At 58.5% G+C, this 17,349-nt stretch carries 15 protein-coding genes; 1 reads left to right on the forward strand and 14 read right to left on the reverse strand.

Annotation, left to right across the window (positions count from 1 at the left end):
- Positions 1 to 163 precede the first annotated feature (163 nt).
- Entirely contained in the window at positions 164 to 547 is a 384-nt protein-coding gene (locus AD669_RS26680) for a helicase (RefSeq protein WP_053125068.1), read from the reverse strand.
- A gap of 233 nt (positions 548 to 780) precedes the next feature.
- On the opposite strand from AD669_RS26680, the gene AD669_RS26685 reads away from it, so the two are divergent.
- Positions 781 to 972 (forward strand): hypothetical protein, encoded by a 192-nt coding sequence (locus tag AD669_RS26685; protein WP_053125070.1) that lies wholly within the window; start codon positions 781 to 783, stop codon positions 970 to 972.
- A gap of 16 nt (positions 973 to 988) precedes the next feature.
- Here AD669_RS26685 and AD669_RS26690 read toward each other — a convergent pair whose 3' ends face one another.
- From AD669_RS26690 to AD669_RS26750, 13 genes are all read right to left on the reverse strand, one after another.
- A complete protein-coding gene (locus AD669_RS26690; protein ID WP_256218965.1) occupies positions 989 to 1,903 on the reverse strand; it encodes a hypothetical protein in 915 nt (304 codons plus the stop codon).
- A gap of 68 nt (positions 1,904 to 1,971) precedes the next feature.
- On the reverse strand, positions 1,972 to 2,859 hold the full coding sequence (locus AD669_RS26695) for a hypothetical protein (protein WP_156316193.1): 888 nt from the start codon (positions 2,857 to 2,859) through the stop codon (positions 1,972 to 1,974).
- Positions 2,856 to 3,893, reverse strand: a complete 1,038-nt coding sequence (locus AD669_RS26700) for a DUF2515 family protein (RefSeq protein WP_256218966.1) — start codon at positions 3,891 to 3,893, stop codon at positions 2,856 to 2,858. Before AD669_RS26700 ends, AD669_RS26695 begins: the two co-directional genes overlap by 4 nt.
- Positions 3,890 to 6,109 (reverse strand): type VI secretion system tip protein VgrG, encoded by a 2,220-nt coding sequence (locus AD669_RS26705; RefSeq protein WP_053125074.1) that lies wholly within the window; start codon positions 6,107 to 6,109, stop codon positions 3,890 to 3,892. Before AD669_RS26705 ends, AD669_RS26700 begins: the two co-directional genes overlap by 4 nt.
- 28 nt (positions 6,110 to 6,137) lie before the next feature.
- Complete coding sequence (locus AD669_RS26710) at positions 6,138 to 7,139, reverse strand: serine/threonine-protein kinase (protein ID WP_053125077.1); 1,002 nt, start codon at positions 7,137 to 7,139, stop codon at positions 6,138 to 6,140.
- A complete protein-coding gene (locus AD669_RS26715) occupies positions 7,136 to 7,864 on the reverse strand; it encodes a PP2C family serine/threonine-protein phosphatase (protein WP_053125079.1) in 729 nt (242 codons plus the stop codon). Before AD669_RS26715 ends, AD669_RS26710 begins: the two co-directional genes overlap by 4 nt.
- The gene (tssM, locus tag AD669_RS26720) at positions 7,864 to 11,403 is read right to left on the reverse strand and encodes a type VI secretion system membrane subunit TssM (protein WP_053125081.1); all 3,540 of its coding nucleotides are present in this window, start codon (positions 11,401 to 11,403) and stop codon (positions 7,864 to 7,866) included. Before tssM ends, AD669_RS26715 begins: the two co-directional genes overlap by 1 nt.
- A gap of 13 nt (positions 11,404 to 11,416) precedes the next feature.
- Positions 11,417 to 12,292, reverse strand: coding sequence for a type IVB secretion system protein IcmH/DotU (gene icmH, locus AD669_RS26725; RefSeq protein WP_053125083.1), 876 nt, complete (start codon positions 12,290 to 12,292; stop codon positions 11,417 to 11,419).
- A 5-nt stretch (positions 12,293 to 12,297) separates the two neighbouring features.
- A complete protein-coding gene (gene tssK, locus AD669_RS26730; protein WP_053125085.1) occupies positions 12,298 to 13,629 on the reverse strand; it encodes a type VI secretion system baseplate subunit TssK in 1,332 nt (443 codons plus the stop codon).
- Positions 13,630 to 13,631: 2 nt separating this feature from the next.
- The gene (gene tssJ, locus AD669_RS26735) at positions 13,632 to 14,132 is read right to left on the reverse strand and encodes a type VI secretion system lipoprotein TssJ (protein ID WP_053125087.1); all 501 of its coding nucleotides are present in this window, start codon (positions 14,130 to 14,132) and stop codon (positions 13,632 to 13,634) included.
- A 5-nt stretch (positions 14,133 to 14,137) separates the two neighbouring features.
- On the reverse strand, positions 14,138 to 15,334 hold the full coding sequence (gene tagH, locus AD669_RS26740; protein WP_053125089.1) for a type VI secretion system-associated FHA domain protein TagH: 1,197 nt from the start codon (positions 15,332 to 15,334) through the stop codon (positions 14,138 to 14,140).
- Positions 15,335 to 15,352: 18 nt separating this feature from the next.
- Positions 15,353 to 15,493: a hypothetical protein gene (locus AD669_RS26745; RefSeq protein WP_053125091.1), complete on the reverse strand. Its 141-nt coding sequence runs from the start codon at positions 15,491 to 15,493 to the stop codon at positions 15,353 to 15,355.
- 330 nt (positions 15,494 to 15,823) lie between these two features.
- A complete protein-coding gene (locus AD669_RS26750) occupies positions 15,824 to 17,344 on the reverse strand; it encodes a sigma-54-dependent Fis family transcriptional regulator (protein ID WP_053125093.1) in 1,521 nt (506 codons plus the stop codon).
- Positions 17,345 to 17,349 lie beyond the last annotated feature (5 nt).

Consider the following 17,349-nt stretch of genomic DNA (forward strand, 5'->3'; position numbering starts at 1 on the left):
GCCACAAGGTGTGTCAGTCAAACCGAGGTCTCAGGATTCGGGGCCGCTTCGCAGCCCATCGGGGATAAATCCCCTCGCCACAAAAGCCCTTCTACTCAAGCCCTCTACTCAGGCCTTCTACTCAGACTATCGACTCAGGCCCTTCTACTTCAGCTTCTAGCCCTCAGGCTTTCGGCTTAGCCTTCCTCGGCTTCAAATACTTCATCAACCCCTGAAACCACATCACCAGCGCCGGATTGCCCTTCAGCTGAATCGACTTGTCCTGAATCCCCTGCATAAACGCCAGCTGCTTGTTCTTCGCCTGCATCGTGGCAAAGCCATAACCCGCATCTTTAAACGCAATCGCAAACGCTGGCTCTGCCACCACGCCAGACTTGCTGGTGATGCGCTGATCCTTGACCACAAAATGCCGCGCCACTTTCCCGTCCAGCGTCTGCAGCTGAAACACCAGATCCTTGTCACCCAACTGCTGCTGGAATGCAGGATTTGTCCGGCTGGCCTTACCCATCAACAGACCCAGCATCCACAGAAGAAAACGAAATTTCATGCGCACAGCCTCAAAAGGAAAATGAACGGCCGGGGCAGTTTAACCACTTCACGCTGGAACGCCACTATTCAACACCGTTTGAAGACGATCCCCCGTTTTCCCAACACGATGACCACCAAGTCACACTCCCCTACACCTCCCGAAATACATTCCTGTAGGAGCTGCCGAAGGCTGCGATCTTTTGATCCTCCGCCCTGCAACTCCCTAGGAATTTTCCCGCAAAGCACGGCGGCATGCGTGAACCAAGCGAGCTGGCCACTAAACGTACCTTCGCCTACAACTTCCCCACACACTCCAAAAAACCGTCCAACCGCCGCAAAAGCAACCTCTTTAACATCTGCGAAGAGCTCGACACGGAAACCATTCTGGCTAACGCGTCGGAAAACCTGCTATCCATAGGCGCCGATCGCGAGCCCTCGTTTTGATCGAAACACCGCACGCTCATTTCAGCGCCTGAATAACTGGATCGTGATAACTCGTATCGATTTCAATACCCGCTTCAATTGCCTTTTGCTCTCTTGCCTCTCGGATAATCCGATATTTTTCTAATCTCTCCGGCATGAGCTCCGTCCAGCGGGCATTTTCTTTATCAGTATCAAATGTAGTGCGCCAATACTCTGATTGCGTTTTGAAATTCAAACTAACCAGATAAGTGCCTCGCTCCTCAGGTGCATCATCCGAATCCCGGCTCCAAGCCTGCACCTTAAGATAGTTACCGTCTTTGAAAAAAGTCCACGTATGAAAACGCCCAATCCTCAACCAGCGCCTCAGATCTAAACGATAGCTCGGATCTAGCCAAGGATGGCTCAATACGTAGTCGCCCAGTACGTAGTCTGGTGTATCAATCTTATCCATCTGCGATCCAGAAACTCGCGGATCGGATGGCGAATAATAATGTTGCCAGCCAGCAGCGGTGATCTTATCAATCAGTTCAAAAAGGAACAGCCTGTAATCATCATGCAAGCTGTTATCTGGCAACGATCGAATTGAAAGATCTAGATCCTCAACACTTCTACCAACATCACTATCTACCGCAATGCTGATACGAGCGACGTGGTCGAGTGTCAGAGACTTATCTATAATAACAGTCGGAAGTTTGCTGTCACCAAAGGATCTTTCAACCTTATACCAACACATGTTAACTGCTGACATGCAACCTTCGGAAAATATTACAGGACTACGCGCGACTAACCCTTCAATATCTTCATGCATATTAATTTCAATGGGGCGGTTGGTGGCAATGTCTGCCATGCCTCGGCTACCACTGACATCATCGCAACCGCTGATCAAAAATGAAAACAGCGGTAAAAATACAAAACGCTTCATGCTTAATTTCCCAAATGGAATACCGGCCATTTGGAAATAGCCTTCAAATGAAAAAGAGTGCCGACCTGAGTCAGGATCAATGAACACCCGTTCGTACTTTATTGGCGGACACTCGACTCGATGTCAGGGGCCTGATAATTTTCCTGAATCTGAACCCCCGCCAAACGTGCCAGTTTCTCAGCTTCTGCTCGGCGCGCTAACAGTTCATTCAGTCGAGCAGGGAATTTCTGCTTCCAATCAGCCCTGTCCTCCTCCTTAAAATCCAGCTTCCAAGTGTTTTCTTGAGAGGTAAATTCTATGACAGTCAGATAAGTGCCTTTAGATTTTGGTTCAGTATCACTGTCACTGCGCTGAACCATCACATGAACAAACTCATTACCTTTATACATATACCAGTTGTAGAAAGATTTAACTTCCATCCACTTATCGAGTGCCAGTGAAACATCGGGATCAAACATGGGATGGCTTAATGGATACTCACCAAAGACTTGCTTTCCCTGCGGTATCTTCGCCAACTCGTCTCCCGAAATGCGTGGATCTGCAGGGTAAAAGTACTTTTTCCAACCGGCTAATTTGAAACCATTCAGAAGTTCATAAACCCACTTACGGTTATCTTCATGGCTCGTATTATCAGGCAACCCGAGCAGCGTCAGGTCGAAGTCCGTGACATTCTCCTCTCCTGTCACTCGTGAGACACTGATGTCGGTCACTTTATCGACTGTGAGGTTATCGCCAGCCACATCGACAACAACGTTAGGGATAGATGGATCACCACTGCGCATGTTTATTTTGTACCAACAAATCCCCATCGATGCTGGGCATTCCTCGGAGAACCTCAAAGGACTGCTTTTAAACAGAGCATCGAAAGAACCGTCAACGTCAATTTTGACAACCGGATTACTCTTTTCCATTTTAGTACTCACTTCGCCCTGATCATTACCACAACCACTTAACAAAACTAACAAAATCAATAGATGGTGCTTCATGTCTTGTCGGCCCAACTTGCGATGGTGGCAATTGTCGACTCCATACGCCGAGTCTCTATCTGCATTAATTTGTGGTACTGCTTAGCAATCGCCAGAATGAATTTCATTCGTTCTTTGGCTTTATATAGACTGCCATCGTCGTCCGTCATCTGAACTCTATGCTCAGAGTCTTTTACATCACACGCAATTGCAAACGCAGCAGATCTCAACGGAACGTAGGGAAGCCCTTCGGACAACGCCTGACCGTCAAGAATTTTTTGAAATGTCCAATCATCATAAATAAGCGGCTGCAGAATTTTTAATTGTTCATGATCGGCAATTTTCAAAAGCGATTCGAATTTTGCTGTTTCCCGCGCGGCGCCCGCGGGCATTGCTTCTACAGCCTTTATTAAATCAAACGCCTCATCAATTTCGTTGGTTTTCTTTAGGTTGTTTATTGAGCCAAGCGCCGCACTTGCCCACGGTAAATCTTTAACGCGCTTTTGGGTTTCTGTTTCATAGGTATCGACATTACGACGAGATTTGCACGACATAAACTCATCGGGAGATTTAACATATAACCAATGCCAACAAAAAATATCCTGAAATAACCAGAAGTTGCCTTTGCCCAACCCATTTTTCCCAACCAGAATCGCGGCATTGACCTCAGCATAAGTCGCAGGCATGACGACGAGGGGTGCAGAAGCTCGTTGGGCAAATTTTGTGAAGTCCAGCCCACACATGACCTGCTTACTGGCGAATGCGGCAAGGCCCATCCAATAGAATCGACCTTTTAATTCAGGCCTACCGCCGGGTTCAGTCTCGAGGTAAAAACGTGCATAGTTTCCTGCAATTCGCGCAGCCCTGACACTGAAGTCACTCACCAGGGTTAGCTTGCTTTTCCCTGAAAAAAGGCTTTTTTCGCGAATACTCAAGCGCTTAACGGCTTCCATCTGAGCAAAAGACCAGGATTGTTCGCACGTCACACAATACTCGTGTGGTCTGGCATCCTGTTTTTTGCTTATGTCTAATTTGGTGATGGGCTCCTGCTTCATGCTTTGCGTCCTTTCTCATAATCATCAGAACCTTCCGGAACCTCAAAATCATCCCAGATTAAATGCACTTCTGCTTCTTGGATGGACTCGGCTTTGACGTTTGGCGACAGTCCGTCCGCATCGCTTCGAAATGTTAATGGTGCAGTCCTATTAGGAATGATAAATGCCGCAGCTACTGAGCTGTAAGGAACACCCGTACTCGTGACGAACTTCATTTGCCCATAGAAATTTTCAACAGCTGCATTTTTTAGAGTGTTCCCCGCCCGAGCCTGATCCGCAATCAACGGTATGACCGGTGTCAAAATCCCGATCCCCGTCCCCGACCCAGCCGCCCCACCCGCATTAATCTTCACCACCGGCCCAACCACCGTCACGCCGCCCGCATCCAGCTTGATAAAACTCCCCCCACCCAGAATCGTCAGCTCCGATCCCGCCTCGATCACAATCTTGTCACCCGCCTTCAGGTGAATCTCATTCCCGACACTGGTCAGCTGCGCCGTACCCAGTTTGACGTGCTGGCTCTGCCCCACCGTCAGGTGATCGTCAGCCTTCGCTTCAATCTTGCGATCAGCGATCGTGGTGCGGTGTTCTTCAGCTTTCAGCTCGGTGTAGGTGTTTTTCTCAACCGTGTCGTGACGTTCATTCCCGACCCGAATCTTCTGGTCATGCTCGACGTTCTCATCCCAATCACGCTGGGCGTGGATGTAGATCTGCTCCGCACCTTTCTTGTCTTCGATGCGCAGTTCGTTGTACCCACCGCCTCCCGGGGAGCTAAGGGTTTTGAATACGCTGCGGGTTTTGTTCGCCGGCAGTGCGTACGGCACCGGGTTTTCTTTGTGGTACAGACAGCCGGTCACCAGTGGTTGATCGGGGTCGCCTTCGAGGAAGGTGACGAGGACTTCCATGCCGATGCGCGGGATGCTGATGGCGCCGTAGCGGTCGCCGGCCCAGGAGCTGGAGACGCGCAGCCAGCAGCTGGTTTTGTCGTCGGCGAGGCCTTCGCGATCCCAGTGGAATTGCACTTTGATGCGGCCGTATTGATCGCAGTGGATTTCTTCGCCTTTGGGGCCGGTGACCATGGCGGTCTGGCTGCCGAGTACGCGCGGTTTCGGGTGTTCGAGGGCCGGGCGGTAGAACACGTCCCACGGGGTGGCGAGGAAGGTGTTGCGGTAGCCCTGATGGAAGTCGTCCTTGTTATTGGTGGTGTCGCTGGTCACGCCTTCTTCGAGCACTTGCGGTTGCTTGCCTTCGTGGACGATTTCGGTGAGCAGCCATAGGTCGTTCCATTCGCTGCGCGGGTGGTCGGACATTTCCATGAAGTGGCCGCTGACCAGTTTGGTCTGGTCGCCGCGCCCTTCGGCCTGACGGTAGTCGGCGCGGTGGCGTTCGAGGGCGCGCTGGCTGAGGAACTTGCCGCGCGCGCGGTCGAGGAAGCGGCCGGGGTAGTCGTAGTCTTCCAGATCCGGTTCATTGCTCTCGCCATCCGGTTTGTAGGCGGCTTCCATTTGCAGGCGCGGTTTTTCGAAGTCGTAGTCGCGGCGCATGGTGCGTGTGGTGCGGGTTTCCAGGCGCAGTTTGAAGCCTTTGATCACCGGTTCGTCGGCGACCATGCCGCTGCCTTGCACGTACGCGGTCGGCTGGCCGAGGTTCTGGAACACGGTCTGGTCATCGCCAAACACCAGCAGGTGGGCTTTTTCGCTGTGCTGGAAGTGGTAGTGAATGCCTTCCTCTTCGCACAGGCGCTGGACGAAATGCAGGTCGGTTTCGTCGTACTGCACGCAGTAGTCGCGATCCGGGCATGGCTGGCTGAGCTGGAAGCTGTAGGCGTTGGCCTTGATGCCGTGTTCGTCGAGGATCAACGCGATGATTTTCGGCGCCGACATCTGCTGGTAGATGCGCTGGTTGGTGCGGTGATGCAGGTATTGCAGCTGCGGCACGATAGAGATTTTGTAGCGGGTCAGGCGCTTGCCGGCATCGCCTTGAGCGACGCGATAGATCTGCCCGTGAATGCCGGAGCCCTGCGGATCGAACGCGAGAAAGGTCTGCTTGTGCAGGAGTTTTTCCAGATCCAGATCGGGGTTTTCGCTGACCAGTTCGAGGTCGAAACGATACGGCTGGCTGACACCCTCGGTGCCGGTGAACGACAGCACTTGCAGGTCGCCGACATAGTCTTCCACCGTCAGGCTGAAGTGGGTCTCGTTAGCTGAGTTGAACATTGTGTGCTCCCTGTTCGAATGTCATCCGTTACGCCCGAAAACGCAGGCGTTGCCGCCAGGACGAAGTGGCGCTCATGGCGTCACGCAATTGACCGGCAGTGATGCTGCGTTCTGCCGCATTGAAGCTCAGCGCTTTGCGCAGCGCGGGCCAGCAGTGTTTCGGTAGGTTTTTCGGCGCGTGCAGCTCGCGCTCCAGGTGTTCGTCGCGGGCCAGGGTCGAGGCCACGCGGCGGAACGGCGGCTTGCCGCCCGCCAGCTCGTAGATCACGCAGGCCACGCCGTACACGTCCGCGCCGGCCGACAACGGCTGGCCTTCAAGCAGTTCGGGGGCGGCGTAGCCCGGTGTCCAGGCGTTGAAGCGTTCACGGCTCAGGTGCGGCAGACCGGGCAGCACACCCTCCTCCGCTTGGCCGAGGCCGAAGTCGAAGAGGCGCAGGCCGTCTTCGCTGAGCATGACGTTGCTCGGTTTCAGATCACCGTGCAGCACGCCGCGACAGTGGGCATACGCCAACGTGTCGAGCAGCGGCAGGACGATGTCGCGCAGTTCTTTCCACGGCAGGCCGAGGGGCCGCTCGCAGAGCAATTTGTCCAGGGTCAGGCCACGCATGTATTCCATGGTGATGAAGGCCCGCTGGCAGTCGGTGTCGACTTCAAAAGTGTGTGCACGCACGACGTTGTCGTGGCGCAGGCGTCGGGTCAGGGCGAACTCGCTGTAGAGCAAGGCACTGGCGTCCGGCGACTCGGCAAATTCTTCGCTGAGGATTTTCAGCGCAACGTAAGGGTCGGGATCGCCAAACTGTTCGTGCAGCAGATCCCGCGCCCGGTAAACCGCGCCCATGCCACCGGCCCCGAGCAAACGCTCGAGGCGGTAGCGACCGGCCAACACATCGGGCAGCACACCGATGCTGGCCTTTTTAGGGGCCAGCGCAGGTTCGGCATTGTGCGACTTGGCGAAGGCGAAGTAGGTCAGGTTGCTGGCCTGTTCTTCGCTGATCAACACGTCATCGATTGGCGATTCAATTTCACTCATTGGCGGATCACCACGGCAGTCAGGTTGTCCCGCGCGGAGCCCCGCAAGGCGCCGTCGAACAAACGTTCCAGCGCCACGTGCGGCGCGCTGAGACTGAGGGCGTTGCCGAGGGCATCGCTGCTCAGGCCTTGGTACAAACCATCGCTGCAAAGCAAAAACGCATCGCCCGGATAGACCTCGAGTTCGAGGACGTCCAGGGTCAGTTGTTCGGCCGCGCCGACGGCTCGGGTCAAGGCATGAGCCGCCGGGTGCGCCGCCGCTTGATCGACGCTCATTTTCTGTTCGTCGATCAATTGTTGTTGCAGCGAATGGTCTTTGGACAGCTGATACAGACGCTGCCCGCGCCACAGATAACAACGGCTGTCGCCGGCCCAGATGCAGGCCGCGCGATTGCCTTCCACCAGCAGCGCCACAACGGTGCTGCCCATGACGCTGTCGTGACGGCCGGCGGTGACGGTCAACTCCTGCCCCAAACGTCGGTTCACCCAATGCAGGCACTGGCGAATGGCTTTGAGGCGTTCGTCGAAGTCATCGTGTTGCGGCAGTTCAGCCAGGCTGGCGACGATCAACTGGCTGGCGATGTCGCCACCCTGATGACCGCCCATGCCGTCCGCGACCACCCACAGCCCCTGCTGTGGCGAGTCGAGGAAGGCATCTTCGTTGCGCGCCCGCACCTTGCCCGGGTCGGTACGCGCCGCGCTGCGCCAGGCACTGGCCACGAGCATCAGAGCTGCACCGGCATACGGAAGGTGCGCAGTACGCCCATGTCGAACGGGTTCGGCGAGCGTTGGCTGGTCAGCAGGTAGTTGGCGCGCAGGCCACCCACGTCAGCTTTCAGCACCAGCACGTCGCGACCGTTCAGATACTCGGTCTGCATCAGATCAAACAGACGGAACAGCGACCACGGGCCGGAGTTTTTCTCGATGCCGATCGGACGCCCCGACATCTTGTCCATCACCAGACTGGTGCGACCGTCTTCAGCATCGGTTGGCCATTTGAACGACACCGGCACAATCGGGCCGTGACGGTATTCGATGGTCTTGTCGCCGAACTTGAACTCGGAACGGCTGACCGCCGGATCGAGGGTGTACGGCTCGAGTTTGAACTGCACGGTCGGCTCGGCCGGGTTGATCGAGAAGAAGCTCTTGCGAATGGTCAGTGCGGCGGCCATCTGATCGAGGTAAACCTTGGACACCGGCAGGCTGTGGCCATCGACGCTACGCATGCGGTAGTTGCCCGGATCGCCACTGACGAACGGACGCATGTAGTTGTCGAAGAAACGGTCAGCGATGCCTTGATCCTTGAAGAACTCGCGGAAGTCGGCGATCGCCACGTCGCTGGTGCTGGTAGCGCTGAACGGATAACGCTTGCTGATGGTTTTGCCATACACGCTGTACAGCTCGTTTTGATAACGGCCGTTCATGTATTGGTACGCATCGTTCAGCACCAGACGCCACGAGTCTTCGGCCAGCACGTTGAACCACACGCTCAGCGGACGCGGCAGACGACCGGAGGCATTGCGCAGGTTGGTCAGCGCATCACGCTGGCCGCTCATGCGGGTTTTCGCCAGTTCGAACGCGGCTTGTTCCGGCGAGCTGGAACGGGCCAGGCTGGCCAGTTGCAGTTGCAGGTCGTTGAGCGCGTTGAGCGCCGGCGTCAGGTCAGCGGCCGGGCCGTTGTTGTCATCGAGCAAACGATGCAGCGGCTCGAAGCGACGTTGCAGCGACTTCTTCGCGGTGTCCGGCAGGTTCTTCGCAACGGTCAGGGCCGAAGCCTTGTCTGCTGCGGCGGCCGCCAGTTTACCGACCTTGCCCAGTTTGCCTTTCTGCTCGGCCAGCGCATCAGCGGCATCGGCGGCTTGATCCACCGGGTCAGCAACAGCCTGGAAGCGGGTGTTCTCGCGCACTTCAGTGAGCAACGCGAGCACTGGCGAGTTGGCCGACGTCAGGCCCGCCAGTTGCTCGGCGCCTTCACCGGCGTCGTTGATCGGCGGCAGTGCCACCTGGCCAACGGCTTCGCTCCAGTAGTTGGCGTAGTCACGGAAATACAACTGCTCAAGCTCGACCATCAGACGACGCAAGTCCATGTCGCTGATGCCCGCGCCTTCGCCCAGCACCCAGTTGTCACGCAGGATGTCGGTGACCAGAGTCGCGCCCTGTACCGAAAAATACTGCTGATAACCCTCTTGGGTGTAGAAGCCCGGAATCACGTAATCGGTGCCGATAAACAGCGAGCCTTGTGGGCCGAGGTGTTGGCTGAAACGGTATTCCGGCAGATTGCGCGCCTGCTCGCGGAGCATGCGATACACCACGTTGGCCAGCGATTCGCTGCGCAATACCTGCCGCGCCTGCGCGACCAATTGGTCGTTAAGCGGATAGATAAAAGGCTGCTTGAGCAGGCGTTCGAGGTGAGTATTCAGACCGTTCTGCACCGCGGTGTTGCCGGTGTAGCGCTGCGACCAGTCAGTGGCGATCCAGTCCTTGAGCCACGCCGCGTCGCGACGATCTTTCATGTTCAGCATCAGGTACGCGCGCAGGCTGTTGAGCAGCTTTTCACGATCCTGCAAATTGGCGCGGATCTGCCCTTCGAGCTGCGAAGCAACCCGTGGCAGCAACTGCGCTTGCAGCTCACGCTCGTAGGCGTCGGCGACCGGCGGATTGACGTCTTCGCCCTGATACAGACCGCCACGTTCGTGATACGAAACGTCGCCCTTTTTCGGGAACACCTGGGTCGCGGCATAACTGGTGTCGAGGGTTTTCAGCACGCCCATCGCGTCATCACGCGGGGTCAGTGCCGAACGTTGTTGCGTCCAGTTCTGCGCCAGCGTGCGGAGGTTTTCCAGACGCTCGTAGTTGGCCGAGAAACCACCGGCCCAGAGCACGCCGAACAGCGCCAACGACGCCAGTGCGCCGATGTACAACGCACGCTGGCCCCAATGGATGCGGCTGCGTTCACGCTTGTCGAGACCAGCCAGATCCGCCTCGGGGAAGATCACCCGGCTGAGCAAGTGGTGAATGAAGCGCGAACGACCGCTGCGCAGCGTCGGCAATACACCGGCGCTCATGCCCAGACTCGCGCCGATGCCGGCGGTGGTCGAATCCATTTCCTGGGTCAGGTGCGGTGCGCTGGTCAGGTAGAAACCACGCAGTTGCGTGGCACGCTGATAACGGTTGCCAGTGAACGCCATGTCGACGAACAGGCACAGGCGCTCGCCGATCTGCCCGAGTTGATGCGGGAAGTCGAGGATGCGGCCACGGCGCTGGGTGTCGCGCTCGGAGTGCATGCGCATGATCACCTGGCTGTTGAGGCGACGCAGCAGCTCTTCAAATTCATTGCGCAGTACCGCGACGTCGGTGCCGACCTGATCCTTGCGGAAACTGGTGCCGAGCACCTGATCGCTTTCTTCGCGGCTCAGCTGATCGAAGAATTCGTCGAAGCCCAGCAGCTTGTCAGCCTTGCTCAGCACCAGATACACCGGCACGTCGACGTGCAGTTTCTGATGCACGTCTTGCAGACGGCCACGCACCTGACGCGCGAGGGTGTCGATGTCTTGCTCGCTACCGCCGAGCAGGGTTTCCACCGGAATGGTCACCAGCACACCGTTCAAAGGACGGCCACGGCGACGCTTGCGCAGCAACTCGAGCAAGGTCGTCCAGGCGCTGCTGTCGACTTCGGCGTCCGGCTGCGTCAGGTAACGGCCGGCGGTGTCGATCAGCACACCGTGGTCGGCGAAGTACCAGTCGCAATGACGGGTGCCGAGGGTGTCGCGGGTCAGCTTGCGGTCGATTTTGTTGATCGGGAATTCCAGACCGGAAAAGTCCAGCAGACTGGTCTTGCCGGAACCCTGCGGGCCGATCAGCAGATACCACGGCAAGTCACTGCGCCAGCGCTCGCTGCGGCCACGATAGAGGCTGGACGTCTTCAGGGTTTTCAGCGCGTCTTTGAAGCGCGCCTTCAACTCTTTCTGCTCTTCGTCGATCAACTCTTCACGGCGGATGCGATCCTGACCGTCTTCGCTTTCTTCTTCGGCTTTCTTGCGGATACCGGCGCGCCAGCTGACGAAGACCATGACCAGGCCCCAGATCAGGAACAGCACGGCAATGGTCAGCAGGCGGGAGGTCGGGCTCTCCCAGAACTTGTAGTCATCGACCGCCAACAACGGGCCGACGAACCACACCAGCAGCGCCACGAACAGCACCAGCAGCAGAGTCCAGACCCAGGTCTGGCGCAGGAAGGCGCCGACTTTCTTGAAAAACTTTTTCATCACACGTCCCTGTTTACGGCTGCGACTGCGGTTGCACCGCGGCCGGATCAAGCGGCTGATAAGGTTGCAGAACGGTGTCGCGCTGCTCGCCCAGAACCCAGGCGAAGCCCGAATACATCACCACCAGACAGACCAGCGTGAACAACACCACCATCCACGCCGGCACGATGCGCACCAGACTGCGGCGCTGATCGTTGAGGCCTTCCCAGTGCGGCGACAACTCGCGCGGCACGTCGCCACGCAACTGACGAATCTGACGGTACAAGGCGTCGCGGATGCCTTCGAGTTCGAGCATGCCGCGTGCCTGTACGCGGTACTTGCCCTCGAAACCGAGGGACAGGCACAGATACATCAGCTCAAGCATCGGCAGGTGTTTGACCGGGTTTTTCGACAGCCGATCAAGCAGCTGGAAAAACTTCTCACCGCCAAAGGTTTCGTTGTGGAAGCTGCTGAGCAGGCTCATCTGCGACCACTCGCTCTCGTTGCCCCACGGCGTGGTCACGACGGCTTCGTCGACCACGGTGCAGAGCACGTAACGCGCGGCCATCACCTGACTGCTTTCGGCGCCGTTGTGCAGGGCGCGCACTTCAAACAGTTTGAGCCCGGCGGTCAGGCGCTCGTTGAGCGCGTACAAGTCTTCGCGGCTTTCGCTGTGCTTGAGGCGCACCACTTCCGAAAGCAAATCGGAGGACGCGGCCACCAGCGAATTGAGGCTGATATTGAACGACTCTGCCGGGCGCAGGCGCGCGGCGTAGATCATCCGTTCTTCCAGTTGTTCGAAGCGCGGTGGCGCGGCGAAGTCGGTCAGCGGACTCGACGCCGGGCCGTGGCCCTGACGGTCGAGCAGGACGGTTTTGTCGTCCTGGTTGTGTTCCATGTCCTTGATCATGTCGGTCAGTTCCTGATGGCCCAGAATTTCAGTTCAAGCTCGGCGAATTCGCCGGACACGTGGAACGCGAAACCGCCGGAGCGTTCCAGTTGTGCCAGGTCTTCGGAACTGAGTTCGAGAATGAAATAGGTTTTGTTGGAGTGGAACGCGATCTGCCGCGGGGCCACCGGCAACGGTTTGACCTTGATCCCCGGCAAATGCAGGTTGACCAGTTGGCGGATGCGCTCCACCGGGCCGACCTTGAGGTGCGCCGGCAAGCGGTGGCGCAGTTCTTCGGAATCGCAGTTGGCACTCGCTGCCAGCACGAACGACGCGGTGCCGAGCAATTTGTGGTCGTGCAACGGCGAAACGATGATCCCGTACTGACGGGCTTGCAGGATCAACTCGATGGCGTGCTGTTCGAGCACCATCGACAGCACCTGACGGATCGCTTCCATCAGTTTGCGGAAGCTGCCGCCCTGATCGGCGTGGGAATAACGGCTGTCCAGACGCGGGCGTTTGCTCTCGCCGGAGAACGTCGCCAGATCGCCGAGCATGGTCAGCAGCGTGCGGTACAACTCTTCCGGGTGCACTTGCTCCAGACCGAGGTAGTGACGCAGCAGCAGCTCGGTGCGGTTGATCAGTTGCAGCATCATGAAGTCGCCAACCTCAGCGCCGCCGACCTTGCCGTTGGAGCGAATCCGCTCGGCAATCGTGTCGCCACGGTGGTTGAGCATGCTGATGACTTCTTTCAGGCACGACAGCAGATAGCTGGACGCGTGAGCCTGAATGTAGGTCGGCACGAAATCCGGATCGAGGCTGATCACGCCGTCGGGCGTCGTGTCGAGCACGTCGCAGATCTTCAGCTTCACATACGCCTGATCGCTCTGCTGCTCGCCGAGCATCAGTTTGAAATCCGGGCGACCGCAGCTGACCTGGCTGGCGGAATCGTCGCCGGCGTTGGAGTCAGCCACTTCAGCGTCGTACGCGGTGAAGCGCGCGAGCACGTCGGACTGCTCCGGACGGCGCGCCTCGATGTGGTTACCGGTGACCAGCGGCAGCGCCAGAAAAATCGGGGTGTTGCCGGTGTTCGGCGGTACGTCCAGCGCCAGCGGTTCGGTGTTGCCGCCGAGCTCGAACAGGCTGCCGTCCGGAAGAATCCCCGAAGCCTGGCTGACCACCAGTTTGCCCATGTTGAGGAACTGCAGGTCGATCTCCAGATTGAGGAAACCCCAGGTGTAACTGCCCAGCAACTGGGTGCGGGTTTTCATCTGGTGATCGTAATAGCGATCGTTGTGCTGGAAGTGCTGCGGCCGCAGCAGCATGCCTTCCTGCCAAATGACTTTATGGGTATTCATGATCAGTTATCCGCCTTGGCGAGCGTTTCTTGGCTGTTGCGGATACCCGTCTGATCGAGGGTCAGATCAGCCTCGGTGAGTTCCTGCGGGGTGACCTGCACGGTGTAGCGCCACTCGGTTTCCGGCAGATCGCGGTAAGCGGCGAGCACGCCCACGTAACGGCTGCCCTCCTCCACGCTGAGCTTCAACTCGACGGTTTCACCCGGGCGAAGTTCGAGTTCTTCGGTGGCCACCAGATCCGGGTTGAGGGATTCCTTGGCGCGCTCGTAGAGGCTGAAGAAGTCAGCGTTTTCGAAGGTCACCGGGTGTTTGAGTTCAAACAGGCGCACCACGATCGGCGAAGGACGGCCGTTGAGATCGGGGTTCAACTGATCGCTGCCAGTCAGTTTCAGGTTGACCTTGGTCACGTTCGAGTACGGCGATAGCGACGAGCAACCGGCGAGCAACGCCAGCAAAGTGAGCGCAGTCAGCGTCTGGAAAAAAGCGGTCGAGCGGCGAGACATGCGCATCATCCTTGGTGGTCGGTGTGGAGGGTGGAAATCAGGCGGATCTGTTCTTCGTAGGCCTGAGCGAAGTCGCGGGCCAACAGGCGCTCGCTCCAGTCATCGTCCTGACGCAGTGCCTGGTGATAACGGCCGAACGCTCTCCAGCGCCCACCCGATGTTGCGATCAGCGGCTTGTTGTCGCGCTCGAAACGCAGGGTCAATTGCTCCGGCGAGAAGTGCTCCAGCGTGCCGCGTACGGCGGCGCGGCTGGCGGTCAGCAGCGCCACTTGATGCGCCTGCAGATCACGGAACGCGCGGGAGATAGCTTGCTCGGCCGGCAGATGACCGGGCTTGCTTGGCTGCAACAGAATCTCCAGCGCTTCGCTCGGATCGACGGCGAATTTCAGCGGGTTCTTGTTGGTGCCCTGGACGATGGTCTGCGCCAGACGCAGCTCGTTTTTCAGCTCCGAGCGGGTGCGCAGGCTCTGCTGCAAACCACCGACGCTCTGACGCAGCAAGCGCGCGGCATTCAGTGCCAGCGCTTCGCGTTCGTCGTGGTTGAGGCCTTTGACGTCGACACCCAGCGCGGCGCCGAAGTGCTCCCAGAAACCTTCGCTTTGCCGTTCAACAGGCTTCGGCGCCGGCGCGGGTTCAGGCTCGACGGGAGCGGCGATCAGCTCCGGCACCATCAGGCTTTCCATGTCGATGCGTGCGTAGTCGGCACGCTGACGGGAGTCTTCGGGTTTGGCGGTCGGCGCTAGCAATTCGTCGATTTCCGAGTACACGCGCTCTTGCTGTTCGATGGCATTGAGCGGGTCAAGGTCGAGGAACGCGTCGTCGGGAATGATGCTGCCCGCCGCGCGCGGACGGCCGGCTTCGCCGTCGAACGTGGCCGGGTCACGCACCAGTCGCGCACGAATCTCGAAGTCGCCCAGCACGTAGGTGCTGCCGTGCTCGATGCGCACCGGTTCGCCCTTGTGCAGACGCGCGCCGCTGCCGCCGTCCTGAATGCCGTTGCTGCTGCTGTCGGTCAGGAAAAACGAGCCTTCGCGGTAGCTGACAATCGCGTGGTGATTGGACAGGTGACGCTTGCGGTCAGGGATGATCCAGTCGCAATCCTCGCCCCGCCCGATCACGCCGCCGGCCTGCTTGAAGGTCTTCTGGCACAACTCGGTGGGCACGAATTGCTTGGTGTTCAGCATTTCGAAAACCAATTCCATGTTTGCTGCTCCTTGCAATCACTTACCGCGATTGGCCGCTTGCGGATCACCCAGCGGGCGATAGTCGTTGTCGTTGAATTTGTAGTTGCCGCTACAGCCGCCAAGGCCGCATAGAACGACGAGGGTCAGCAGGACAGCGTGCCAGTGACGAACAGACATCAGAGGGTCTCCAGGGGTAGACAAAGCACAAAGCGCCGGCCCTTGCGGGCGGCGCCGTTATTAGCGAATTTATTGGTTTGGGGGGCTCTAAACCGAGGCTCAGAGCCAATCCAAGGAGGTGCCACGATCTCCTGTGGCGAGGGGACTTGTCCCCGATGGGGTGCGCAGCCCCCCCAAAACCTGCCAGCGCGGTCACTGTGTGAAACCGTGTTTACCGGACTGCGGCTGCTGCGCAGCCGATCGGGGATAAATCCCCTCGCCACAGGGGAATCAACAGCCTTAAGGAATTCATTGGCCGTGGGAGTGCGGGACAAGGCGATCAATTTCTGTTCAACCATCGAAGTCACCCAAATTGATATTCAGGCGGCCGAGGCGGTATAGCAGCGTGCGGCGGGGCAGGCCCAGTTCGCGGGCGGCGAGGGTCTGGTTGCCGTCGTTTTTGCGCAGGCAGTTGAGCAGTAGCGTGCGCTCGACCTGCTCCAGGCGTTCACGCAGATTCAGGCTGCTGTTGTCTTCGGGCATCGGCTCCATGCGCAGGGAGAAATGCTCGGCCAGCAACTCGCCGCCCTCGCACAACAGCACCGCGCGTTCGACCAGCGCTTTCAGTTCGCGGACGTTGCCGGGGAAGGTGTAACCCGCCAGATGCTCCAGCGCCGCGTCCGACCAACGCACCGGATCACGCTGCAAATAGGCGCAAGCCTTTTCGGCGAAATGCCGGGCCAGGTCGAGGATGTCGCCTTCGCGCTGACGCAACGCCGGCAGCACAATCGGAAATTGCGCGAGGCGGTAGTACAAGTCCTCGCGGAATTTACCTTCGCTGACCAGCACCGACAGATCGCGGTGAGTCGCGGCGATGATGCGCACGTCGATCTTGTGCGTGTCGTTGGAGCCCAGCGGACGAATCTCGCCTTCCTGCAAAACGCGGAGCAATTTCGATTGCAGTGACAGCGGCATGTCACCGATCTCATCGAGCAACAGCGTGCCGCCGTTGGCCGCGTCGAACAGCCCGGCGCGGTCGCGATCGGCGCCGGTAAAGGCGCCCTTGCGATAGCCGAACAGCTCGCTTTCCAGCAGGTTTTCAGGGAACGCCGCGCAGTTCTGCACGATGAAAGCCTGCGAGCGACGCGGCCCGCAATCGTGAATCGCCCGCGCGACGACTTCCTTGCCGGTGCCGGTTTCGCCGCGCAACAGCACGGTGTACGGGCTGTGCAGGACTTTGCCGATCAGCGAGTAGGTCTGGCGCATCGCGGTGCTTTTGCCAATCAAGCCGTAACCGCTGATGCTCGGCACGCTGCGCGCCACCGGTGCCGACACATCGCGTGGCTGACGCAGACGCTGGAGCAAATGCAGTTGGCCGAGCACGAACGAGCCGAGTTGACCGAGCGAGTCGGCAAAACCTTGCAGGTCGGTACGACGGCGACTGGCGCAGAGCAGCAAGCCTTCGACAGCCTTATGCTGATTGACCAGCGGCACGCACAACAGCGACTGCCACGGCGAGGCCACCGCCGGCAGAAAACTGGTTTCGTGCAGGCTGCCGCTCAAGTCGTCGAGGCACACCACGCGGTTCTGGCACAGGGCGAATTGCAGCAGTTGCTCACCGTTGTAATCCGCCGGCAGGCTCGCCGCTTCACGCGGTTGCAGGGCGCCGTCGAGGCATTCGGCGTTCATCCCCAGGCAGGTGTGGGTGGCGTCGAGCAGGTACAACTGCGCCAGTTCGCAACCGCTCAACTCGGCCAAGCCGCGCACGAAGTCACCCAGCAGCGCAGCACCGTCCGCCGCGCGCGACAGACTGGCGAACTGCGCCAGCAACGCTTCGGCATACACCAGCGGCTGCGGCACTTGAGTGAACATCACGC

Source organism: Pseudomonas sp. P1.31, from assembly GCF_001269815.1.
In the GTDB taxonomy this organism is placed as follows: Bacteria; Pseudomonadota; Gammaproteobacteria; order Pseudomonadales; family Pseudomonadaceae; genus Aquipseudomonas; species Aquipseudomonas rustica.